The organism is Allomesorhizobium camelthorni (genome assembly GCF_011045125.1).
Taxonomy (GTDB): Bacteria; Pseudomonadota; Alphaproteobacteria; order Rhizobiales; family Rhizobiaceae; genus Allomesorhizobium; species Allomesorhizobium camelthorni.
Genome location: NZ_JAAKZF010000085.1, coordinates 1 through 21,838, shown reverse-complemented (window position 1 = coordinate 21,838; position 21,838 = coordinate 1). Strand labels below are relative to the sequence as shown.

The window sequence follows — 21,838 nt, the reverse complement described above, 5'->3', positions numbered from 1 at the left end:
CTCGCTCTCCGCCCAGGCGCGCTACGCCGCAGGCACCCGCGAGATTCTGGAATGCTGGTTCGAAGGCAGGCCAATCCGCGAGGAATATCTGATCGTCAACGCCGGCAAGCTCGCCGGCGCCGGCGCGCATTCCTACAGCGCGGGAGACGCCACGCGCGGTTCGGAAGAAGCGGCACGCTTCAAGGCCAAGGCGTGACCCGCTGCGGGCAATGCAAGCGCGACGGGATGGTTCGACTACGTGCCGTGGGGCATGGCGAACATCTGTCCGTGGATCTCGACAGCTGTCGCTTTGCACTTAACGAGGGTCTCCCTCAAAGTGCGAAGCGTGTACGAGCGAGTAAGGTGAGGGATTGACGCCGTGATGAGCGGCCTGCTGGTCTGCCCTGACGCGCGGCTGATGCTCTCTCGTTGAAGTGTGGCGCAAAAATATCCGAAACGGGTCCGGAAGCGGAACCCCCCTCCGGTACCAATGCGCCAGATTTTCACCACTAGATTAGTGGTCAGTAGGCGTGCCGTCCACATGATCTGAACTGCCGGGTCGAGACAGCAATATGAGCCGACGAGTATAAGCCATGGCTGCCATGAACCATCGCGTCGTCACCGTGTTCGGTGGAACCGGGTTTCTCGGCCACCGCGTTGTTCGGTATCTTCGCAATGGCAAGTTTTTCGTTCGGATCGCATCAAGACATCCCGGGCGGGGCAAGAAGTTGTTTGGTTCTGACGATCCGCAACTTCAATCAGTCGAAGCCAATATCCACGATGGGCGGTCGATCGCCAATGCACTTGCTGGCGCTTACGGTGTGGTAAATGCGGTCAGTCTTTATGTCGAGCACGGACAGGAGACCTTTCATTCCGTGCATGTCGAGTCGGCCCAGCGGGTAGCGACTCAAGCACACCGAGCCGGCGTCGAACGGCTCGCTCACGTTTCAGGAATCGGTTCCAATGCCGCCTCGCCGTCACTCTATATCCGCAAGCGCGGCGAAGGCGAACTGGCGGTTCGTGCGGCGTTCCCCGAGACATTTCTTATCCGCCCGGCAGTCATGTTCGGACCGGATGACGCGTTTCTCACCACCATTCTCAAACTTCTCCGCCGGCTTCCAATCTACCCAATGTTCGGTCGCGGCCGGACGAGATTGCAGCCGGCCTATGTGGACGATGTGGCGGAAGCGATCGCAAGAACGCTGCTGGGGACGGAAACGCATGCGATCACATATGAGTGCGGCGGTCCTCGTGTCTACTCTTACAAGGAATTTCTCAGAGCCGTTTCGCACCAAGCCGGTCTTAGACCCATATTGATTCCAGCGCCATTTGCCGCTTGGCACGCACTGGCATGGGCCTCGGAAATGCTCCCGAATCCGCCCGTCACTAGGAATCAGGTGGAACTGATGCAGGTCGACAACGTGTCATCGCCGCAGATGCCCGGATTTGGCGAACTTGGAATTTCGCCGCACTCTGTCGAGGAGATACTCCAGCAGATGTTATGGAGTCGCTGATCAAAGAGCTGCCTCGGTTTGAGAAGCATGATCGGTGTTGGCGATTTCACATTAACTCGTCGTCAGCGATTTGCGGCATAACCGCCATCGGCTACAAGCGCGCCACCGTTTTCCCGCCGCAGATCATCGCCCATGCACGTCCCCACTTGCGAAAGGCAGAGCCGGTCCAAACATAGGGGTCACGAGCGGGTCATATGAAGCTCGGATAGAGCCTACAACAATAAAAACTGCCCGACCGTCCGATACCCGGCATTTGACGGAACACTTCACATCTACTTGCCATACCATGCGCTTGCCGATGTCGTGGCAGAGGTTTTCGAGCGGGATATCGCCGATATCGAGCTCCATGACATTCTGGGCGGCCAACCGATGAATTTCGACAAGATTTCGGCCTGGGCTCCGGAGTGGTTAAGCGCCCAAGTTAGCCATAGGAGCAAATAGTTGCAATCGCAACTTCTTTGCCACCGTCTCGCCCGCCTTGACTGGTTCAACGTTATGCAGCATAATAATTATGCTACATAACTATTGGGAGGTACTTATGCAGAATGGACGGTTCTCCAACTTGGCGGGCTTCGCTGCCCTGGTTCTGGCGGCGAGCAACCAGCCGATGGCTGCTTGGGCCGACGAAGACACACGTTGGCTCACGCCGACCATGATCAACGCCCGTGCACATATGTTCGATCCGGCGCTTAACTATCTGACCTTCCAGCACATGGACCAGATGTTCGCGACGCGGACGGTCGCAGCTGGCGGCGACATATGGCAACTGCCTGCCAAGCTGATTTCGATTGAAGGCGACTACACGCTCGGAGAACGGACTGTGGGCCTCGAGGAGGCGCTCGAAGCCACCGCCGCCAATGCCTTGGTCGTCGTGAAGGACGGCAACATTGTCTTCGAATCCTATCGGAACGGAAGCGACGAGAACACCCGCTTCTTAACGTTCTCAGTGGCGAAGTCCTACGTCTCGACTCTGATTGGCCTGGCGCTCGCGGACGGGGCCATAAAGAGCCTCGATGACCAGGTGATCGACTACCTGCCGGAAACAAAGGGAAGCGGTTACGAAGGCGCGACCATCCGTGACCTGTTGCGGATGCGTTCGGGCGTGGATTGGCTTGAGGTATACGAGTTCGGCGGCGATACCCAGCTCACCACTGTGCATGACAATTCCCTCGTCGCTTACAAGTACCGTTGGTGCGACTATGCCGCCAACGAATCGAAGCCCGGGCCCAACAAGCCGGGCGTGGTGTTCAACTACGCCACACTCGATACAAGTGTGCTCGGCTGCATTCTCGAACGGGCCGTCGGGAAGACCGGGGCCGAGTATATGTCTGAAAAGCTCTGGAAACCGGCGGGCATGGAGACCGACGCCTACTGGATCATGGACGGGCCGGACTCGGTCGGCCGCGAGTTCTACGGTGCCGGTCTCAGTGCCACCGCTCGCGACCATGCCCGGTTCGGCCTTATGTTCCTTAACGGCGGCGTGGCCAACGGCAAGCAGGTGGTGCCCGCCGACTGGGTCAAGGAAGCCACCGTTCCCGATGACGGCTACGAACCGACGGGACCGGGCGAGGATTTCGGATACCAGTACCAGTGGTGGACCTTCCCGGATACCGATGCCTATGCGGCCATGGGACTGCACCACCAGTTCATCTACATCGACCCGGCCAGCAATGTCGTAATCGTAAAGGCGAGCCACACCGATCAACCCGTGGGCCGCGACGAGGAAAACATCGAGTTCTTCAAGCAGATCATCGCGCGCGTGTCCGAATGAGCTATGTCTTCCCGGAGGACCGGAGGGACGATGGACAACCAGGGCGACGGGCATGCTCGAGCTCGGACGCCTTTCTGGTTCGCGTCACGATGGTTCTCGAAAGTCGAAATTTTTGGCTCGCTCTGAACTGAACCAGACGCCAGGGCACGCCGCCGATCCGTTTCCCATGAGTACGGCTTAAAATTGTTATAGTGCATAACTAAATGGGAGGAGCATATGAACACGGAGCAGGGTTTACGCCTTCGCCCCGTTCGCATGGGCACGATGCGCGCCGAGTCCATCAAGCGACCGGATGGCACGATCTGCATACGGGCGCTCGATCCACTTGGACCGCACCCGCGCACCATGACCGACCGCCTGGAAGAATGGGCGGCAAACACTCCCGACGCCATTTTCATCGCCGACCGCGGCATGGAGGAGGCCTGGCGCAGGGTCACCTATGCCGAGGCCAATCGGGCCATCCGCAGTCTCGCCCAGGCGATGCTCGATGCGAGGCTTTCTGTAGAGCACCCGCTTCTGATCCTTTCCGGCAATGAGATCGAGCACGCGCTCATAGGCTATGCCGCAATGCTCGTGGGCATCCCGCACGCGCCGATCTCGCCCGCCTATTCGCTTGTTTCGAAGGACCACGCCAAGCTCAGGCATATCGTAGGCCTCCTCGAACCGGGCATGATCTATGTGAACGACGGCGCAAAATTCGCCTCCGCCATAGACGCTGCGGTCGATCCTTCTGTTCCGCTGGTTGTTCGCAAGAACCCGCCCGCCGGCCGTACCGTCCGGCTCTTCGACGATCTCGCCGCGACCGTTCCCACCGACGCGATCGGCGCCGCCAATGCAGCGGTCGGACCCGACACCATCGCCAAGTTCCTTTTCACCTCCGGTTCGACCGGAATGCCGAAGGGCGTGATCACCACACAGCGTATGCTTACCTGTAATCAGGAGATGATACGCACGGCGCTTGCCTTTCTCGCCGACGAGCCGCCGGTTATGCTTGACTGGATGCCGTGGAATCACGTCGCCGGGGGCAGCCACAATCTCGGTATCGCGCTCTACAATGGCGGCAGTTTCTACATCGACGACGGTATGGCGACGCCTGAGGGCATCAAGCGCACCGTGCGCAATCTCGAGGAGATTTCGCCCACACTCTATTTCAACGTGCCTAAAGGCTACGAGCTGCTGGTCGAACACCTGGCCGCAAACGATGCGCTTCGCAACAATTTTTTCCGGCGCCTCAAGCTTATGCAGTATGCCGGCGCAAGCCTGTCCCAGCACACGTGGGACGGGCTCGATCGGGCGGCCCGTGCGGCGACCGGCGAACGTATCATGATCATCACCGGCTACGGCTCGACCGAAACCGCGCCCTTCGCCTTCACCACCACATGGGCGGTCGATCGTGCCGGGCTTGTCGGGCTGCCGGCTGCGGGGCTGGAGGTCAAGCTCGTGCCGAACGGCGAAAAACTGGAACTGCGCTTGCGCGGCCCGAATGTCACGCCTGGCTATTGGAAGCAACCGGACAAGACCGCCGAATCCTACGACGAGGAAGGTTACTACAAGATCGGCGATGCCTTGAAGTTCGCCGATCCGGACGATATTGGGCGCGGCTTCGTCTTCGATGGACGCGTCACCGAAGATTTCAAGCTCTCGACAGGGACCTGGGTCAATGTGAGCGGCGTTCGGCTGGGAGCGATCGCCGCCTGCGCACCGCTCGTTCGCGATATCGTGCTGACCGGGCTCGACCGCAACCATATCGGTGCGCTGATCTTTCCCGATCTTGACGCCTGTCGGAACGTGGCCGGCCACGAGAGCGGCGCCGACGCAGAAGTGGTGGTGGCGCACCCGGCAGTCCGCGCCGCCTTTCAGGCCAGACTCGACGCGCTGGCGTCGAAGGCGACAGGCAGCGCCAGCCACATCGCCCGCGCGATCCTGCTGACCACGCCGCCTTCGATTGACGCCGGCGAAGTCACCGACAAGGGTTCGATCAACCAGAGAGCGGTGATGGCCGCGCGCGCTGGGCTGGCCGAGGACCTCTATGCCGAACCTGTCCCCCACCACGTCATGACCTTCGAACGAAAGGCCCGTTGAGTGACCGCCAAGGAAAAGGGCCTGAGGGCCACCTTCGAGGACGCCTATCTGATAGACGGCGTTCGCACCCCCTTTGTCGACTATCGCGGGGCGCTTTCGGCCGTTTCCCCGATCGATCTCGGAATCAAGGCCGCCCGTGCGGCGATTGCCAAGGCCAGCGTCGATCCCGCGGATATAGGCACGACCATTGCCGGCTCCATGGCCCAGGCCTCCTTCGACGCCTATGTCACTCCGCGCCACATCGGGCTTTACACTGGCGTACCGACCGAGCGCCCGGCGCACTTGGTCCAGCGCATCTGCGGCACCGGACTCGAGGTGCTGGTGCAGGCGGCCGACGCCGTCTCGCTCGGCCGCGTCGATCTCGCGCTCGGAGTGGGTACTGAGTCGATGAGCCGCAACCCGGTCGCCGCCTATACGCACCGCAACGGCTTCGCCATGGGCGCGGTCGAGTTCAAGGATTTCCTCTGGGAGGCGCTTTTCGACCCGGCCGCCTGCGTCAACATGGGCGATACTGCGGAAAACCTCGCCAAACAGTACGGCATCACCCGCGAGGAGGTGGACCGCTTCGCCGCCCGCAGTTTCTCGCGCGCGCTTGAAGCGCGCCAAGCCGGGTTTTTTGCCGACGAAATTGTTTCGGTCGTCTCCGAGAGTTTCGAGGTCGAGGGGCTGCAGCCGCGCGGCGTGATGCTCCCGAGGAGTGTCGAGAAGATCGACGCCGACAGTCACCTCCGCCTGTCGCCGTACGAAGTGCTCGCCAGGCTCCGCCCCGCCTTCGGCGGCGTGCAGACAGGCGGCAACTCCTCGGCCATCGTCGATGGTGCAGCCGCGATGCTGGTCGGCTCTTCGGACTACGTCAGATCCATGGACAAGGCGCCGCTCGCCCGCCTTCTTGCCGGCGTCTCGATCGGCGTGCCGCCGCACATCATGGGCATCGGTCCCGTACCGGCCATCCGTGCCGTGCTGGATACGGCCGGCCTGACACTGGACCAGATCGACCGCATCGAGATCAACGAGGCGTTCGGCGCGCAAGTTCTCGCGTGCGTGCGCGAACTCCGGCTCGACGAGGCGAAGCTCAACGTCAATGGCGGCGCCATCGCCATTGGCCACCCGCTGGGCGCGACCGGCGTTCGGCTGGCCCTGACACTGGCTCGCGAATTGAAACGCTCAAAGCTCCGTTACGGCGTCGCCTCGGCTTGCATCGGCGGCGGGCAGGGCATCGCGCTGCTCATCGAAAATCCAGCGGCCTGAGCAACGCATCCACGCCGGGCGAAACGGATAGAGGAGAACGCCGTCATGCTGGTCAACACGCATGAGGTCGAGATCGAATTCGGCGACTGCGACCCGGCAGGCATCGTGTTTTATCCGAACTATTTCCGAATGTTCGATGCCGCGACCGCACGCCTTTTCGAGGCCGCGCTTGGGATGAAGAAGATCGCCTGGACCAGGCGTTTCGGAATTGTCGGCATCCCGATGGTTGATACCGGCGCCAAGTTCCTCAAGCCGGCGCGGTTCGGGGATGTGGTGAGGATCGAGAGCGCCGTCGCGGCGTTCAGGCGCTCGAGCTTCGACGTCGAGCACAGGCTTTTCAACGGCGGTGAACTCGCCGTCGAAGGCCGTGAAACCCGCGTCTGGGTCGGCAAGGACGAGACGGACCCGCATAGACTCAGGTCGCAGCCGATCCCCGACGAGGTGATCGCGGCGTTTTCGTTAGTCGGCCAGCAGGTCGAGTAGCGCCATCAACTGGTCCCGCGCCTTCTGCCCGCCGAGTTTCGCCACGCATTCGGCCTCGAATTCGGCCTGTGCCGCATTGGCTTTGCCGACGAATTTCTCTCCGGATGGCGTCAGGAACAGCGCATTGGAGCGGCGGTCGCCCGCCGGCTGGCGGCGTTCGGTTAGGCCGCGCTTTTCGAGCCCATTGATCAGGGCGACGAAGTTGGCCCGCTTGATCCCCAACGCTTCGGCAATCTCGGTCTGCTTGCTGCCTGGATTGGCCGCGATGAGCGCCAGAACCGAATATTCCGCTGGCCGCAGGTCGTACTCCGCGAAACGAGTGATGAATTGCTGGAAGATGCGGAGCTGTGTCCGGCGCAACCGGTATCCGATGATGTCGTTGACGGAACTGGGGTCGAAGCGCTGGCGCCGTGTTTTCGCGGGCCTCGTCTGGTCGGGATTGTCCATCGTTACTCTTTGCCAGTTGCGGCATTCCTTATCGCCAAGTCCCTAATGCCGAGCAAGGGAGCGGCGATGGGCTTGCACATATTGTGCAACCGCACTATAGCGTCCACAATTGTTATATGATAGAACATTTTGCAAGTGGGATGGAGCATCGAATGCCGACTCCGGCTGACACGAAAGGGAGCATGGCGAGCATGGCGGAGGCGGTTCTTGACGTGCGGCGCGAGGGTCCGCTGGCTTACCTGACGTTCGACCGTCCGGCCAAGCGCAACGCCGTCAACGATGCCATGATCGAGGCCCTGCGCAGGTTTTTCGCGGATGTGCCGGATAGTGTCAGGGCGGTCGTGCTGTCAGGCAATGGCGGGCACTTCTGTTCCGGACTCGATTTGAGCGAGCAGGTCGAACGCGCGCCGCAGGAGGTGATGCGGCATTCCCGCAACTGGCATTCGGTGATGGGGCTGATCCAGTTCGGCGGCGTGCCGGTGATCGCGGCCATGAGCGGCGCAGTCATGGGCGGAGGACTGGAGATTGCGGCGGCCTGCCATGTGCGCGTTGCCGAGGAGGGCACGCTGTTTCGCATGCCAGAAGGGCAGCGGGGTATCTTCGTCGGCGGCGGCGCGACAGTTCGTGTGGGCGCGATAATCGGGGCCGACAGGCTCACTGAGATGATGCTGACGGGCCGCACCTACTCGGCCGAAGAGGGCTATCGCCTGGGCCTCGCACATTACGTTGCGCCGCCCGGCAAAGGCCTCGCCAAAGCTGTCGAACTGGCCTTGCAAGTGGCGCAGAACTCCAGCGCGGTCAACTATCTGATCATTCAATCGATCGCGCGGATCTCCAACATGTCTACCGAAGACGGTCTCTATGCCGAAAGCCTTGCGGCTGCCCTGAGCCAGACCGGGCCCGATGCGGAGGAGGGGCTCAAGGCCTTTCTTGAAAAGCGCAAGCCGAGATTTGCTTAGACACGCAAGCCGGGCGGTTTGGAGTTGGACAGGTCGCATTTCGTTTGACGCGCCGTGAAAGGCACCATCGATCCTTGGGAGGGGAACCGCAAGAATGGACGATACGAAGCTGGGCCGGTTTGTGCACCGGCTCGCCAGATATGTGGCCATTGCCGGCGGCTTGGTGCTGACAGCGATCGTCGCCATCACCGTGCTGAGCGTTGTCGGCCGCGCCTTTATCTGGGCCGGGCTCAGTGGCATCGCCGGGGACTATGAACTCGTGGAGGCCGGCGTAGGCTTCGCCATCTTCGCTTTCTTGCCCTGGACGCACCTGACCCGCGGCCATGCGGTCGTTTCCATCTTCACCGACTTTCTCAGCGCGCGCGCCAACGCCTGGATCATGGTCGTGTCCGACGCTCTGATGCTGGCGATCGCGGCCTTCATCGCCTGGCGGCATTTGCTCGGCACGGTCGACAAGTTCAACTATGGCGAGACGACGCTGCTTCTGCGCATGCCTCTCTGGTGGGCCTATGCCGCGGGGCTGGTCGGCGCCGTCGCGTTGGTGATCGCCGCCGCCTATGTCCTGGCGCGCAGCGTTCGCGACGCCCTTTCCGACAACCCTCCCCACCCGACCCAGGGAATGGTCCATTGACCAACATCGAGCTCGGATTCTGGTCCTTTCCGGTTATTCTGGCGCTGATTTTCCTGCGCATTCCAATCGGGCTGGTCATGCTGGCCGTCGGCATCGGCGGTTCATGGCTCATCACCGGTTCCCTCAACCCGGTGATGGCTCAGTTCAAGAACCTGACGCACGGCACCTTCGCCAACTACTCGCTCTCGGTCGTTCCGCTGTTCCTCCTGATGGGCCAATTCGCCTCGCTCGGCGGCATGTCGGCCGCACTGTTCAAGGCGGCGGCCACCTGGCTCGGCCACCGCAAGGGCGGCGTCGCGATGGCCGCGGTCGGCGCCTGCGCCGGGTTCGGCGCCATCTGCGGGTCGTCTCTTGCGACGGCCGCGACGATGGGACAGGTCACGCTGCCCGAACTCAGGAAGTACGGCTATTCCGGTGCGCTGGCCACCGCGACGCTCGCCGCCGGCGGCACGCTTGGCATCCTCATTCCGCCGTCGGTTATCCTGGTGATCTATGCGATCCTGACCGAGCAAAACATCGCCAAGCTCTTCGTTGCCGCGTTCGTGCCGGGCATCCTCGCGGCCATCGGCTACATGATCGCCATCGCCATCTACGTGCGCGTAAACCCCGACGCGGCAGGCCATCGCGAGCGGACTCCCTACCGGGAGCGCTTCGAAGCGCTGGCCGGCGTGTGGCCGGTCATGATTGTCTTTGTCGCGGTCATCGGCGGCATCTACACCGGCGTCTTCACTCCCACCGAGGCGGCCGCGATCGGGGCCGCCGGCACCGGCATCATCTCGCTTCTCAATCGCGGGCTGACGCGCGAGAACTTCATCGAGGCCATCCTTTCGACGGCTTCATCCACGGCCATGATCTTCCTGATCGTCCTGGGCGCCGGGGCGCTGAACGGGTTCCTTGCCATGTCGCAATTGCCCCAGTTCGCCGCCGATTTCGTCACCGCCCAGGGCTACAATCCCTGGATGGTGCTCGTGGCGATCCTGATCCTCTACCTTATTCTCGGCTGTGTGATGGACTCGCTTTCGATGATCCTTCTGACGGTGCCGATCATCTTCCCGATGGTCACGGCGCTTGATTTCGGCCTTCCGCCCGAGGAATTTGCCATCTGGTTCGGCATCATCGTCCTCATCGTCGTGGAGGTGGGCCTGATCACGCCGCCTGTGGGGATGAACCTTTTCGTCATAAATTCGATGGCGAAGGGGGTTTCGCTCGGCCAGACCTACCGGGGCGTCGTTCCGTTCGTTGCAAGCGACCTCATTCGCACGGCGATACTGATGGCATTTCCGATCATCAGCCTGTTTCTCGTCCGCCTGCTCTATTAGAAAGAGGTAAGTTTGGCGCGGCGCAACAGAATAAGACTCCACCAAAACGGAGCATTCCTCGAGTTCAAAGCACGGGAAGCGTGCAAGAAAGGGAGAGAGACTATGAACAGGTTAGGCGTGATGCTCGGCAGCGTGCTTGCCGCCGTGATTTTCTCGAGCGCAGCGATCGCGCAGGAGGTGACGCTGCGCGTCCATCAGATGCTGCCGGCGCAGGCGACCATTCCCGCCAAGGCAATCACACCCTGGGCCAAGGCCGTCGAGGAACAGTCGGGCGGCCGGCTCAAATTCGAACTTTATCCCGCCATGCAGCTCGGCGGCACGCCGCCGGCGCTGTATGACCAGGCCAAGGACGGAGTGGTCGACGTCATCTGGACGGTGCTCGGCTACACGCCCGGGCGGTTCCCGAAGTCGGAAGTCTTCGAACTGCCCTTCCTCATGACGACCGGCGAAGCAAGCTCGGTGGCGTTCCAGAAATATGTCGAGGAAAACGCCATGGACGAGTTCGCCGGCGTTCATTTGATCGCCGTGCACACCCACGGTCCCGGCCTGTTCCACACCGCGACGCCAGTGACCAAGCTCGAGGATCTGAAGGGCATGAAGATCCGTGGAGGTTCGCGCGTGATTTCCGACATGCTTGGCCGGCTCGGGGCCGAACCGGTCGGCATGCCGGTGCCGCAGGTCACCGAGGCGCTTTCCAAGGGCGTCATCAACGGCACGACCATTCCCTGGGAGGTGACTCCCGCTCTGAAAGTCGCCGAACTGGTCAAGAACCACACGGGCTTTGCGGGCGATAACGGGCTCTACACGCAGACATTCGCGATCGTCATGAACCAGGGCACGTATGACGCGCTGCCCGACGACTTGAAGGCCGTGATCGACGCCAATTCCGGGGTCGAGGTGGCCCGCGCCTTCGGCAAGGCGATGGACGAGGGCGATGTGCGGGGCCTCAAGATCGCGACCGATCTCGGCAACAACATCGTCACTCTGGACGAGGCCGAAACCGAGCGCTGGAAGGCAGCTGCGCGGCCAACCGTCGACCAGTGGTTCGCCGACATGCAGGCGAAAGGCGTCGACGGCAAGGCTCTCTATGAAAAAGCCAAGGCGCTGATCGCGGCCGAATCGGGGATGTAGCAACCGAATGGCGACCGGGGGCGCTCCCGCGCCCTCGATTGCCTGTGCGAGGACTTGCGCCGCGCGTCCTTCGGACGCGCAAGGACGCTCTAAGATTTTTGAACTTGACGCATGATCCTTTCCGAAAACCGATTCCGGTTTTCGGGGTCATGCACTAAGGCCTGTATCCAACGTCGATGACTGCTTGCCGCCCGCGAGCCGCAGGCGCACATGCTGTGAACCAGCATCGACCGCTGCCCCTAGGGTCGACTGCCATCAAGTGTATGAGGTTGCTGGCAAATCATTGCGCCGGGTGGGGTCATCGTCGACGCCGATCGTGACCACACTCGCTTTCAAGAATGCCTCTGCAAATCAAAGCCTACGCCCACATGTCGAGGCGTCAACTTTCGGCGCCGGTTCACAGATTGAAATTTCAATGATTCATCGTGCCGATCGGCGCGAGAGCCACCCGATTGACAGTCCGCTGAATGGCGTAACCGCGCCTTCCAGGAAGGGGAAATTAGGAGGTTTTTGCCAACCTGCCCGAGTCAAGAGTCGCATAAGATTGCAGTCTGGAACTCGTCCGCGGTCGTCTACCCAGTTCCTCATCAATTGCAGCCTACCCGAACGTGACCGATGCTGTGGAAAACGCGATTGCGATCCCTGTCTGCCTGTCCGGAGGCATAACGGCGGTCGGTTGAATGACGCTTGCATCTTGGCTATTGGAGAGAGTTCTGCGGATTGGCCTCCATCATGTCGGCGCCGGCGCCATGGGCGTCGTCAGCCGCACCAATCGCCGCAAGTTTTGCGTGATGGGCGGCCATTGGGAACTCGTCACGGGCTCCGCTTAGGCCGGGTAATCTCATGCGTTCGAAGCGGAGCGTGGTCTTCAGGTGTGCGAAGAGCATCTCGACCTTCCTGCGCTCGCTGCGCGACGGTTCGAACTCGGGTGTATCCGCCATTTGACGCGCGTGGTCGCGAGCCTCTTCATGGACGCGGCGCAGCACATCACATACCGGCGTCTTTGGACAGCAGCGGGGCTTGAGTTCACAACGCTGGCAGTCTCGTTTGCTGGCCCGGTACTTCCGGTTTCCACCGCTGACATTGTCGGCGCCGGACCGCGAAGTAGCGGCGATACTGCATGAGCAGCTTATGCGCCGGCGTCATCGACGGAAGCGCTCGATTCATATCTTGCGTCGATTCATGCAGGGCCGCCGCTTGAAGCAGCGGACGAGATACAGGCGTTTGGCTCCATCCGCTGACCCGGAGCAGCGAGCCGGGCTGTTTGGCTGTCGAGCGCTCCGAATTAAGCCTTCTGGAAAGGCAGAAAACGCGAGCGCAGGCTCGCGGCCTGAATCGACGCCATCGTGGCAGAAAAATTGCAACTTCGTCGAGAATAATCCTGGTTCGTCCACGTTCTCCCTCCCGCATCGCCCCCTAGGCGCCTACTCGGGAGACCACAATGGAAATTCTTGACTCCGAACGCATGGCGAAGGCCAAGCGGGCTTTCACGACCCGCCGTATTCCCGCCGAGCGCATGCGGATGTTGCTTTCGCCTCCCGCCGAACCGAAGGCAGGGGACCTGGTGCTCGCGCGGATCGAGGCGCTCGGTCACCACAAGTCGGTCGAGCTGCCCTCGGGACGCAAGGCGGCACTTGCTGCAACGGACGAAATCGTCCTGACCTACGGCAACCGCTACGCCCCCGATCAGTTCGAGGCGATCGTGCCGCCAGATCTCGGGCCGTGCCACATGGTCGCGGCAGGCGGAGTGGCCTCGCGGGCGACGGCATGGCACGACAAGACCATATTTCCGACCGCGATCCTGCCGCTCGGTCTGGTCACCGACTCGTGCGGCCGCGTTCTGAACGTTGCGGACTTTGCGGTCGCGCCGCAGCCGGCGCGGCTCACGCCGCCGGCAATCGTTATCTACGGAACGTCGATGAATTCGGGCAAGACGACGACAGCTGCAAGCCTCGTGCGCGGGCTCGCCAAGGCAGGTTTTGCGGTTGGTGCGGCAAAGGTGACCGGAACCGGCGCCGGCAATGACCTCTGGTCCATGATGGATGCCGGAGCATGCACCGCGCTTGATTTCACAGATGCCGGCTTTGCCACGACCTATCTTGCACCGATCGACGCCCTTGTAGAGGGCGCGCAGCATTTGCTGCATTCTCTTGTCGCCGCCGGGGCGGAGATCGCGGTTCTGGAGGTTGCGGATGGCCTATTCCAGCCCGAGACAGCCGCGCTCGCAAAGAGCCCGGAATTCCAGAAGCTGACCCGCGGCGTGCTGTTCGCCGCCGGAGATGCGATGGGGGCGGTGGCGGGCTGCGAACGGCTGCGCGAGCTTGGGTACGAGGTGCTTGGGCTCAGCGGACTTCTGACGCGTTCACCGCTGGCGTGCCGAGAAGCAGGCGCGGCCAATGCCCCTGTCTATGGCGTCGAGGAACTCACCGATCCCGCGACCGCAGCAAGCATTGTCGCCGGGATTTTGAACCCGCGCCTGATGTTGATCGCCGGAGGTGCGTAATGCGTCTACCAGCAATCCTGACCGGCGTGCGACTGGCCGCCCTTGCGGTTCTCATTGCCATCGGCTTTGCCCAGGCCGCCACGTCGCTCGCTCTTGTCGCCATCGTCGGTGCGGCGGTTTCCGGGGAGGGGCCGGCGCTCGGTCAGGGCTGGCTGATCGTGACGGCTAGCCTTTCGCTCGGCATCGCGCTCTTCGCACTCAGGGTGATGCAGCGCCGACGGGGGGCAGCTTTTGCACTGGACTACGTGCGCGAGGTCCGCGGGCTGCTGGTCGAGCAACTCTTCGCGTTGCCGCCGGCAGCCGGCCAGACCGGTCTCGGCCTCATAATGACCCGCCTCATCACCGACCTCTCCGCCATCAGATCCTGGCTAGCCGACGGCGTCGCCTCTCTCTTTGTTGCCGGTCCCTCTGTCGTTCTCATCGTTCTTGGCGCCTTCTGGCTTGCCCCACAGGTTGCGCCGTTCCTACTTTCCGGCGTTTTTGTCTGGTCGATCATCTGTCTTATTGCCTTGCCGTTCCTACATCGGGCCATTCGCGAAAGCCGGCGGCGGCGGGGACGGATTGCCGGCCGTCTCGGGGACATCGTTGTCGCCCGAGCAGCTTATGCCCATTTCGGGAAAAGCGGACCGACCACACGCAAGATCGACCGGATGTCGGAAGCTCTGAACAGTTGGCTTGTTCGCCGGGCGGGGTGGTCGGGTGCTGCGCGCGCGTCCAGCGACTTCGTCATGCCCGTCATCGTCGCTTTCCTCGCGGCCTTTGCGTTTTCGGGCCGCCCGGCGATGCTCGTTGGCGATCTCAGCACGCTCTTGCTCCTCGCCGGTCTGACGGTTGGGCAGCTTGCCGACCTCGCTCGCGCCGCCGACTATCGGCTTGCCTATATCGAGTCCCGCCGCCGGATCGCCTCCATCCTTGCGAGGCCGGTCCTTGCGGATCCTGTGAATCCTATTCCCCTGCCGCGCTCGGCGGCAGGCCGGCGGCTGCACATCGAATTTCATTGCCCACACGGCAAGCCGCCAAATGTGCTGGAGGCCGCGCCCGGCGCCTCGATCCTGCTTCGCGGTGATACGCCCGAAGCACGCAGCGCATTCTTTTCCAACATAGCGGGTTTTGAGGAAAACAGCGGCCTTGCGATTTTCCTCGATGACATCTCCGTAAATAAGATTTCGCGACGCGACCGGCGCCGGGCAATCACCCTTTTGTCGCCGGCGATCCCGTTGGTGCGGGGAACGATGGTCGAGAATATAGCCCTTGGAGCGCCCTCAGCGACGTTGCAGCAAGAGATAATCGCCACGGCGTCGGTGTGCGGCCTGGCTGTCGATGGAGCTTCGGAAAGCAGCCAGAGGCGACTGAAGCCTGCTCACGTCAGTGCAATGCAGGCCGCCCGGATCCGTGCCGCGCGAGCGCTGGTCCGATCAGCAGCCGTGCTTCTTATCGATGACATCGATGTCTGCAAGGACCGGGACTTGCTTGCGGCCGTTCTTGCTCGCGCGCGGGCCGGACAAACGATAGTGATCGTCTCGTGTGAAGCAGCCATCGCGGGCATAGAGTTCGATGATACCTGGCTTCTCGATGGTGAAGGGTCATCAAGAGGCAACCCCCGCGACAGGCCATTACCGTCTGGTCAGTTCGTGTGACGCACAAAAGCTGCGCCGGCCTCGCAAACCGTGGCGGAAGGTCGCCGAGGTCCTACCCCGGCTTGGAAGAGACGGCGCTTGTCGCTTTCCTCCTGCGGGCCGAGTCACGGTCCGTTCGGAAAGGGGAGGAAGCTGTATTGGCGTTTTCCACGACGGCCGAGAACATAATCCTCGGCAAAATAAGCTATGCAACACGCCTGCTTGATGCGGCCGCTTATGCAACTACGGCACAAAGACACTGCCGAGGTAGTCGTCTAACTCCGTGCCAGGCGGCCAAGGGGCGCGCGACAGGGTGACAATATCGGCGCACAATTCTCACCAATTTCTAACCTAAATCTCCCGCAACCTTAATTGCCGGTCCCGTATGTTCGGTCCGTGCTAGAAAGGCGTCGAGCGGGTATTCCGCCGACTCCGAGCCGACCGTGATGGCCTTATCCGGCCATGTGCGCATACTTGGATTTTCGAGGACCCGATCGTCGGGTTCTCAACGCCGATGGACATCGATGGGCATCAGATCTCGCATTCTTCTTTTTCAGCTCATCGTCGTGGCGTCGGTCTTGATGATGGCCGCTATCGTCTATCTCACCATCCGCTCGACGACCTATTACATGGAGCGCGTTCAGTGGGCCAACCACCAGTTGGAGGCTGTCACGGCGCTCACCGTCAACGCCAACCGATATTCCGAGCAGATCGCCGAGTTCCTGTTGATCGGCGAACCGGAGCGCCCCGACTACGACAGCGCCAGCGCCGAACTCGAGGCCGGGTTCGATGCGCTCGAGAAGCTGACCAGGGGCGAGGCCGAGTTCCTGGTGGGCAGCAGCGAACAGGAGGACGACGGCGACGAAATCTTCCGCATCACGCGGATGCGCGCGCTCTATGGAGAAATCAGCAAGGCGACCGCCAGGGCAATCGATCTGCGCAACCAGGGGCGGCAGGAAGACGCGGTCATGATCTTTCGCCGCGACATCGAGAACCGTTTCGACGCCGAGTTCGAAAATATCCTGGAAGCCGCGAGGCGCGATGAAGCGGAAGAGGTCGCGCGGGCGGAGTTGCAGGCCGAAGCATTGTGGCGGCGTCTGACGTGGATCACAGCGGGGCTTGCACTGGCTGCCGTGATCCTCTGCTTTGTCGCTGCTTTCCTCCTCGCCCGATCGCTGATGCGCCCGATTGGCCTTCTGACCCAAGGCGCCGAGGCGATCGGCCGGGGTGAACTCGACCACCGGATCGGCTACGACAGCAGCGACGAACTCGGCGTGCTTGCGCGACGCTTCAACGCGATGGCTGCCAATCAGGAAGACCAGCGCAAGCGGCTGCTCGAGGCGCGAGCGGATCTCGAGCGGCAAGTCACCACGCGTACAGCCGAACTCGCCGCGGCGAACCAGCGGCTGACCGATCTCGACCGGTTGCGGGTTCAGTTTCTCGCCGACATCAGTCATGAACTGCGCACCCCGCTGACCGCTCTTCGCGGCGAGGCGGAGATCCCGCTGCGCCACGGTTCGAAGCCCGAGGCAGTCTACCGCGACGCGCTCGAACGGATCGTAACGCAAAGCCTGGAGATGAGCCGGCTCGTCGACGATCTGGTTTTCCTGTCCCGCTCGGAAACCGATACGATCCGCTTCGAGCCGCGCCGAACGGACCTCGTGACCATCGTCGCCGATGCGGTTCACGACGGCGAAATTCTTGCACGCGCCAACGCTATTGCGATCAAGGCGGACTACAGGACTGAGCCGATCTGGGTCACGGCTGACGCGCAGCAGCTTAAGCAGGCGCTCGTCATACTTCTGGACAACGCCATAAAATACTCTCCACGCGGCCGTCCGGTGAACTTGAGCATGACCGTTTTGGACGGACATGCCCGGATTACCATACGCGACAAAGGGCTGGGCATTCCCGCCGAGGAAATACCAAAGGTATTCGAGCGGTTTTACCGCGGCCGAAGCCTAAGGACCTCACGCCAGCCAGGTAGCGGGCTTGGTCTGGCGATCGCGAAATGGCTTGTCGAGAAGCATCAGGGCGAGCTCACGCTCACTAGCGAGGTCGGGTCCTTTACGGAGGTCGTGGTCCGCATTCCATGCGCCGACGCAAACGAAGCTTCGGCTGGCAATTTCGGTGCCGGCGCGACCGCTTCGAGGAGAAGGCCTCGTGTGAAAACCAGCGCGGCATAAACAGAGGGAAGTTGCTCCTGCTCGCGACAGGATCCCGAAAGAAGGTGAGGTCAATGCCAAGAATTCTGCTGGTGGAGGATGACGACCGTATCGTGGGCTTTATCAAGCGGGGGCTCGAAGCGGAGGGTTACCTAGTCGACCTTGCAAACAATGGCGAGGATGCATTGGCGATGGTGCGCGAGACGTCCTATTCGCTGATCGTTCTCGACCGCCTGCTCCCCGGAATCGACGGCCTCGATGTGTGCCGGATAATGCAACGCGAACGGCGCGAGTATCTCGTCCTGATGCTCACCGCAAAAGACAGCCTGCAGGACAAGGTCGAGGGGCTGAAGGGTGGCGCAGACGACTATCTCACCAAGCCGTTCGCCTTCGACGAACTGATTGCTCGCATCGAAGCTCTGCTTCGACGCGGACCCGGCGCGATCTCGGATCCGGTGCTGATGGTCGGCGACCTAACGCTTGACCCCGTCGCCAAAAAGGTTCGGCGCGGCGGGCGCGAGATCAGCCTGACAGCCAAGGAGTTCAGGCTTCTCGCCTATCTGATGTCCCATCCCGGCGCCGTGATTAGCAGAACCCGGTTGCTCAACAATGTCTGGGACCTGAGCTTCGACCCCGAAACAAAGGTGGTCGATGTCTACATACGCTACCTCCGCCGCAAGATCGACGGCGCGGAGGAACACCCGCTTATCAAGACCGTGCGCGGCTTCGGTTACGTCATATCGGCTTGAATGGCGCGGAATCTGGCATTGCATTGGCCCTCAACCAACCAAAGATGCTGACGGTGTACGCCGCCGCAACAAACCACCGGAATCAAACTTTTGAACCAGGTAAGAGCGGGTAGATAGGAAGGTTAAAATTTGGAGAGAAATCGAACTGGCTAGAATTATTTCTCCATCTCCACGTTATCTTCAGTGGTCGCAGGGATCGACCAAGTCCACCGCACCTGAGCGGTGATGGCAGACAGGAGATAGCGTTATGAAAATTCATCAAATTGGTTCGATGCTCGCATTTGCAATCACGGCCGCGTCTGGTGCTGCGCTGGTTGGCGGCGCGCAGGCGGCCGCGGCGCCTGATGCAACCGCTGCCGGCGGTATCAAGAGCATCCTTCGTGCTCCGCGGACAGAAGGCCCGACATTGCCTGGAATGGCTCAAGTTCCTGAGGAGAAGTTGCAGCAGTTCGCCGGCAACAGCTCATCGAATTCGAGTTCCAATGGTTCATCCAATTCGAGCTCGAACAGTTCGTCGAACTCGAGCTCCAACAGCTCCTCCAATTCGAACTCCAACAGTTCTTCGAACTCGAACTCGAACAGCTCCTCCAATTCGAGTTCCAACAGCTCGTCGAACTCGAATTCCAACGGCTCGTCGGATCGGGGTTCCAACAGCTCATCGAACTCCAGTTCCAATCGGTCGGCCCGGACGCTGTTTGACCTCCTGCGTTAGCGCTGGGGACCGCCAGGAAAACGAGGGGCCGGCTCTGCGGCCCCTCGTTGCACGGGCGACCCACGGTGAGCAAACCAGTTTTCCGGCGATCAGTCCCTAGCTCCAGATGACAGCCATGCTGACACGTTTCAACAAGCCCTCGCCCAAGATCAGCTTTCTTTGCCAGCCCTCCGATACCGGCGTCATCGCCGAACCGCGGCCGGCCAAGTCGGCGTTGCCCGATTGGTTCCGCAAGATCGCGCCTATCGATCTGGAGCATGTCGGCGCGCGCGACAACGGCATCACGATCAAGCGCTGCATGCCGTTTCTGGACGCGCTCTCTACCGGTTGGATACTGCCGCTCGCCGCGGAGGTGCGGCTGGAGATCAAGGATGGCGGGGAAACCGTCGATTACGGCTGGGAGTTCGACCGCACGATGGTCAGCAACCACAGCCCGCACCAGATCACGGGCCATCCCAGCACGCCGCGGCCGCCTTGCAAATTCCACAATTACTGGGCGATCCGAACGGCGCCGGGGTGGAGCTGCCTGTTCGTGCCTCCGCTCAACCGGCCCAACGGCGTCTTCGAGGCTGTCGCCGGCATCGTCGACACCGACAGCTATTCGGCACACATCCACTTCCCCTTCTTCCCGATCGGCCCAGACGGCTTGCACATCATCGAGAAGGGCACGCCGCTGGTGCAGGTTTTCCCGTTTCGCCGCGCCGACGCCGCGATCGAAGGCGAGGTGCGCGCCGAAACAATGGAAGAGGCAAGCGAGCGGGAACGCGTCTATCGCAACACAATCGCCGGCTCGGGCTGGTATCGAAAGTTCGCGCGTGCGAAGCGCTGAGCCTGGGTGCCTGCGAACGGCATTGTCAGAAGGGGCTGTTCTCACCCAAATCTAACCGGGCGCTTGCAAAAATCTAAACTGGGGCTTCCCAAAATCTTGCCGGGCTCCTACGAAGCGTTAGCCAGCTGCGGCTAATATTGGTGTCATGGAACTGTACTTTGGAGCCAGTCCGCAGGATGAGGCATTTTCAGGCCAGGCGACGGTCAAGTAAAGCGGGAACCGGCGATCTAAAGGGGCAAGACACCGTGCGTTCTGCTGGGCATTGGATGCGCTTTTATGGAACTCCTTGCATGCACAGCTCCCGGACACTTCGACGTGACCGATGAACCGGAGGAGATCGGAAGGCAACTCGTCGCCATTCTTCCGAACCTGCGCCGTTTCGCGATTTCTCTCTGCCGTTCCCGCGATGTTGCCGACGACCTCGTACAGGCGGCCTGCGAGCGCGCGCTTGCCGGTCGTTTTGAAGCTGGAACCCGCTTCGACGCCTGGATGTTACGGATACTGCGCAATTTGTGGATCGACCACATCAGAAAGCAGAGTACGGCGGGCCAGCAGGAAGACATTGACCAGCGTCAGGACATTGTCGGGGCTTCAGGCGAACGTGATGTCGAAGCCCGCCTTACTCTGAACCGTGTTGCGCTGGCGGTCACCGAACTGCCGGACGATCAGCGCGAAGTCATGCTCCTGGTCTGCGTTGAGGATCTTTCGTACAAGGCCGCCGCCGATGTACTCGGGATACCGATCGGAACGGTGATGAGCCGGCTGGCGCGCGCCAGAAAAAATCTCGCCGAGGCAACCGGTATGGAATAACTTGTGAACTCTCGCGTTTCACAGATCATGAAAGGCGGAAAAATGATCTCACGCGAGTTTGACGATGAAACGCTCGTGGCCTTTGCCGACGGTGAGCTCGACGAGGAGACCGCTGCGGCCGTCGAGAAAGCCATCGAAACGAATGAAGGCCTCGCCAGGCGGGTCGCATTATTCCTCCAAACCCGCGTTGAGGTCAAAGAGGCGCTGAGGCCGCTCGTCGAGGAACCCGTTCCTGAAAGGCTTAGCCAGTCCGTGCTGCGGATGATCGACGAGGCCAAACGTCGCAGCGTTCCTTCCGACGATAGCGAGGCGCCGCCGCGTGTTGTTGCGCTCAAAGCAAATGACAGCCGCGAGCCGTCGCCGCAGCGGTCGTGGATCATGCCCCTGGCGGCATCACTGGTTGCGATCGCGTGCGGTATCGGCGGATATCTCGTCGGCATTGGCAACCAAGATCCACAGAATGGCCTCGAGGTCGCGGGACTGAATAGTTCGGCACTTGCGGAGGCGTTGCGCCGGATTCCGTCCGGAGAGGAAACCGTCCTGGCGGGTTCCAACGACAGGATCCGTGTGGTCGCTTCGTTTCGGGATGAAAGTGGCGCCTTTTGCCGCGAATTCGAAGTCGATCCCGCCAACCGCTCCACCCTCATTTCTGTGGCGTGCCTATCAGCCGATGCCTGGGCAGTAAACTTTGCCGTCGTCGCCCCTGCGAGCGATGGCGGGTATGCACCAGCCTCGTCCATGGAGGCCCTCGATGCCTACCTCGCGGTATCCGGCGCGCATGACCCTTTGTCCAGAGAAGACGAGGCAGCCGCATTGAGGTCGTTGGGCCAAGAACAAGAGTAGTGGCCGGAAGCCACTTGCCCTGGCGATATACTCGGCGCTCCAGGTGA

20 protein-coding genes are annotated in these 21,838 nt (G+C 61.5%); 17 read left to right on the top strand and 3 right to left on the bottom strand.

The genetic code is table 11. The annotated features are described in order from the left end of the window. From G6N73_RS29790 to G6N73_RS29765, 6 genes are all read left to right on the top strand, one after another. Positions 1-196 (top strand): formate dehydrogenase (locus G6N73_RS29790; RefSeq protein ID WP_165033580.1); only part of this gene is annotated, 196 nt, incomplete at its 5' end. Between the two features lie 376 nt (positions 197-572). Beyond that, complete coding sequence (locus G6N73_RS29785; RefSeq protein WP_165033579.1) at positions 573-1,493, top strand: complex I NDUFA9 subunit family protein; 921 nt, start codon at positions 573-575, stop codon at positions 1,491-1,493. Positions 1,494-2,055: 562 nt separating this feature from the next. Continuing rightward, positions 2,056-3,264, top strand: coding sequence for a serine hydrolase domain-containing protein (locus G6N73_RS29780; protein ID WP_246252685.1), 1,209 nt, complete (start codon positions 2,056-2,058; stop codon positions 3,262-3,264). A gap of 216 nt (positions 3,265-3,480) precedes the next feature. Continuing rightward, complete coding sequence (locus tag G6N73_RS29775) at positions 3,481-5,346, top strand: feruloyl-CoA synthase (RefSeq protein WP_165033577.1); 1,866 nt, start codon at positions 3,481-3,483, stop codon at positions 5,344-5,346. Continuing rightward, positions 5,347-6,594: an acetyl-CoA C-acyltransferase gene (locus G6N73_RS29770; protein ID WP_165033576.1), complete on the top strand. Its 1,248-nt coding sequence runs from the start codon at positions 5,347-5,349 to the stop codon at positions 6,592-6,594. 45 nt (positions 6,595-6,639) lie between these two features. Continuing rightward, positions 6,640-7,077, top strand: coding sequence for an acyl-CoA thioesterase (locus G6N73_RS29765; protein WP_165033575.1), 438 nt, complete (start codon positions 6,640-6,642; stop codon positions 7,075-7,077). On the opposite strand, the gene G6N73_RS29760 is transcribed toward G6N73_RS29765, so the two are convergent. Continuing rightward, entirely contained in the window at positions 7,054-7,524 is a 471-nt protein-coding gene (locus tag G6N73_RS29760; protein WP_165033574.1) for a MarR family winged helix-turn-helix transcriptional regulator, read from the bottom strand. The genes G6N73_RS29765 and G6N73_RS29760 overlap by 24 nt on opposite strands. 182 nt (positions 7,525-7,706) lie before the next feature. Here G6N73_RS29760 and G6N73_RS29755 point away from each other — a divergent pair, with 182 nt between their 5' ends. The 4 genes from G6N73_RS29755 (at position 7,707) to G6N73_RS29740 (ending at position 11,564) form a co-directional block, all read left to right on the top strand. Beyond that, entirely contained in the window at positions 7,707-8,483 is a 777-nt protein-coding gene (locus tag G6N73_RS29755) for a crotonase/enoyl-CoA hydratase family protein (RefSeq protein ID WP_343044789.1), read from the top strand. Between the two features lie 94 nt (positions 8,484-8,577). Continuing rightward, the gene (locus G6N73_RS29750) at positions 8,578-9,114 is read left to right on the top strand and encodes a TRAP transporter small permease (RefSeq protein WP_165033573.1); all 537 of its coding nucleotides are present in this window, start codon (positions 8,578-8,580) and stop codon (positions 9,112-9,114) included. Continuing rightward, positions 9,111-10,433, top strand: coding sequence for a TRAP transporter large permease (locus tag G6N73_RS29745; RefSeq protein WP_165033572.1), 1,323 nt, complete (start codon positions 9,111-9,113; stop codon positions 10,431-10,433). The genes G6N73_RS29750 and G6N73_RS29745 overlap by 4 nt, the downstream gene beginning before the upstream one ends. Before the next feature lie 102 nt (positions 10,434-10,535). Further along, complete coding sequence (locus G6N73_RS29740) at positions 10,536-11,564, top strand: TRAP transporter substrate-binding protein (RefSeq protein WP_165033571.1); 1,029 nt, start codon at positions 10,536-10,538, stop codon at positions 11,562-11,564. 698 nt (positions 11,565-12,262) lie between these two features. On the opposite strand, the gene G6N73_RS29735 is transcribed toward G6N73_RS29740, so the two are convergent. Continuing rightward, a complete protein-coding gene (locus tag G6N73_RS29735) occupies positions 12,263-12,679 on the bottom strand; it encodes a transposase (RefSeq protein ID WP_343044790.1) in 417 nt (138 codons plus the stop codon). Positions 12,680-13,005: 326 nt separating this feature from the next. On the opposite strand from G6N73_RS29735, the gene G6N73_RS29730 reads away from it, so the two are divergent. From G6N73_RS29730 to G6N73_RS29715, 4 genes are all read left to right on the top strand, one after another. After that, complete coding sequence (locus G6N73_RS29730) at positions 13,006-14,067, top strand: hypothetical protein (protein ID WP_165033570.1); 1,062 nt, start codon at positions 13,006-13,008, stop codon at positions 14,065-14,067. Further along, complete coding sequence (locus G6N73_RS29725; RefSeq protein ID WP_165033569.1) at positions 14,067-15,704, top strand: ABC transporter ATP-binding protein; 1,638 nt, start codon at positions 14,067-14,069, stop codon at positions 15,702-15,704. The genes G6N73_RS29730 and G6N73_RS29725 overlap by 1 nt, the downstream gene beginning before the upstream one ends. 503 nt (positions 15,705-16,207) lie before the next feature. Next, positions 16,208-17,869, top strand: a complete 1,662-nt coding sequence (locus G6N73_RS29720; RefSeq protein WP_165033568.1) for a sensor histidine kinase — start codon at positions 16,208-16,210, stop codon at positions 17,867-17,869. 53 nt (positions 17,870-17,922) lie between these two features. Then, positions 17,923-18,597: a response regulator transcription factor gene (locus G6N73_RS29715; RefSeq protein ID WP_165033567.1), complete on the top strand. Its 675-nt coding sequence runs from the start codon at positions 17,923-17,925 to the stop codon at positions 18,595-18,597. A gap of 420 nt (positions 18,598-19,017) precedes the next feature. Here G6N73_RS29715 and G6N73_RS29710 read toward each other — a convergent pair whose 3' ends face one another. Further along, positions 19,018-19,272 carry a hypothetical protein gene (locus G6N73_RS29710; RefSeq protein ID WP_165033566.1) on the bottom strand — a complete coding sequence of 85 codons (255 nt, stop codon included), beginning with the start codon at positions 19,270-19,272 and terminating at the stop codon, positions 19,018-19,020. 152 nt (positions 19,273-19,424) lie between these two features. Here G6N73_RS29710 and G6N73_RS29705 point away from each other — a divergent pair, with 152 nt between their 5' ends. The 3 genes from G6N73_RS29705 to G6N73_RS29695 all read left to right on the top strand — a co-directional run bounded on the left by G6N73_RS29705 (position 19,425) and on the right by G6N73_RS29695 (position 21,791). After that, the gene (locus G6N73_RS29705; protein ID WP_165033565.1) at positions 19,425-20,138 is read left to right on the top strand and encodes a DUF6065 family protein; all 714 of its coding nucleotides are present in this window, start codon (positions 19,425-19,427) and stop codon (positions 20,136-20,138) included. A gap of 315 nt (positions 20,139-20,453) precedes the next feature. Continuing rightward, positions 20,454-20,948 (top strand): sigma-70 family RNA polymerase sigma factor, encoded by a 495-nt coding sequence (locus G6N73_RS29700; protein ID WP_165033564.1) that lies wholly within the window; start codon positions 20,454-20,456, stop codon positions 20,946-20,948. 3 nt (positions 20,949-20,951) lie between these two features. Continuing rightward, the gene (locus G6N73_RS29695; protein WP_165033563.1) at positions 20,952-21,791 is read left to right on the top strand and encodes an anti-sigma factor family protein; all 840 of its coding nucleotides are present in this window, start codon (positions 20,952-20,954) and stop codon (positions 21,789-21,791) included. Positions 21,792-21,838 lie beyond the last annotated feature (47 nt).

Coding starts and splice junctions, on each gene's coding strand:
- G6N73_RS29715 (WP_165033567.1), top strand. CDS start 17,923: ATGCCAAGAATTCTGCTGGTGGAGGATGACGACCGTATCGTGGGCTTT.
- G6N73_RS29760 (WP_165033574.1), bottom strand. CDS start 7,524: ATGGACAATCCCGACCAGACGAGGCCCGCGAAAACACGGCGCCAGCGC.
- G6N73_RS29725 (WP_165033569.1), top strand. CDS start 14,067: ATGCGTCTACCAGCAATCCTGACCGGCGTGCGACTGGCCGCCCTTGCG.
- G6N73_RS29775 (WP_165033577.1), top strand. CDS start 3,481: ATGAACACGGAGCAGGGTTTACGCCTTCGCCCCGTTCGCATGGGCACG.
- G6N73_RS29755 (WP_343044789.1), top strand. CDS start 7,707: ATGGCGAGCATGGCGGAGGCGGTTCTTGACGTGCGGCGCGAGGGTCCG.
- G6N73_RS29720 (WP_165033568.1), top strand. CDS start 16,208: ATGGGCATCAGATCTCGCATTCTTCTTTTTCAGCTCATCGTCGTGGCG.
- G6N73_RS29785 (WP_165033579.1), top strand. CDS start 573: ATGGCTGCCATGAACCATCGCGTCGTCACCGTGTTCGGTGGAACCGGG.
- G6N73_RS29750 (WP_165033573.1), top strand. CDS start 8,578: ATGGACGATACGAAGCTGGGCCGGTTTGTGCACCGGCTCGCCAGATAT.
- G6N73_RS29765 (WP_165033575.1), top strand. CDS start 6,640: ATGCTGGTCAACACGCATGAGGTCGAGATCGAATTCGGCGACTGCGAC.
- G6N73_RS29740 (WP_165033571.1), top strand. CDS start 10,536: ATGAACAGGTTAGGCGTGATGCTCGGCAGCGTGCTTGCCGCCGTGATT.
- G6N73_RS29730 (WP_165033570.1), top strand. CDS start 13,006: ATGGAAATTCTTGACTCCGAACGCATGGCGAAGGCCAAGCGGGCTTTC.
- G6N73_RS29705 (WP_165033565.1), top strand. CDS start 19,425: ATGCTGACACGTTTCAACAAGCCCTCGCCCAAGATCAGCTTTCTTTGC.